At 66.0% G+C, this 611-nt stretch carries 1 protein-coding gene; it reads right to left on the minus strand.

The genetic code is table 11. From position 1 onward, the window contains the following. Positions 1–611, minus strand: a 611-nt coding sequence (locus tag FGD71_RS34855; RefSeq protein ID WP_478131758.1) for a glucose-6-phosphate isomerase, incomplete at both ends; no start/stop codon positions are given.

The raw sequence follows: 611 nt of genomic DNA on the forward strand, positions 1-611 counted from the left end.
TCGGCGCCCGCGGTCAGCGCGGGTTCGACGCGCTTGGCGAGGACCTTGCCGAGCTCGACGCCCCACTGGTCGAAGGAATCGATGTTCCAGATCGCGCCCTGTACGAACACCTTGTGCTCGTACAGCGCGATCAACTGGCCGAGCACGGACGGGGTCAGTTCACGCGCGAGGATCGTCGTGGTGGGGCGGTTGCCCTTGAAGGTCTTGTGCGGCACCAGTTCCTCGGGCACGCCCTCCGCGCGTACCTCCTCCGGCGTCTTCCCGAAAGCCAGCGCCTGCGTCTGGGCGAAGAAGTTGGCCATCAGCAGGTCGTGCTGGGCTGTGAGGGCGGGGCTCAGCTCGTCCACCGGCTGGGCGAACCCGATGAAGTCGGCGGGGATCAACTTCGTGCCCTGGTGGATGAGCTGGTAGTAGGCGTGCTGCCCGTTGGTGCCGGGTGTGCCCCACACGACCGGTCCGGTCTGCCAGTCCACCGGGTGGCCGTCACGGTCTGTGGACTTGCCGTTGGACTCCATGTCCAGCTGCTGCAAGTACGCGGTGAACCTGGACAGGTAGTGCGAGTACGGCAGCACCGCGTGCGACTGCGTGTCGAAGAAGTTGCCGTACCAGAT

Source organism: Streptomyces sporangiiformans (assembly GCF_005768555.2).
GTDB classification, from domain to species: Bacteria; Actinomycetota; Actinomycetes; order Streptomycetales; family Streptomycetaceae; genus Streptomyces; species Streptomyces sporangiiformans.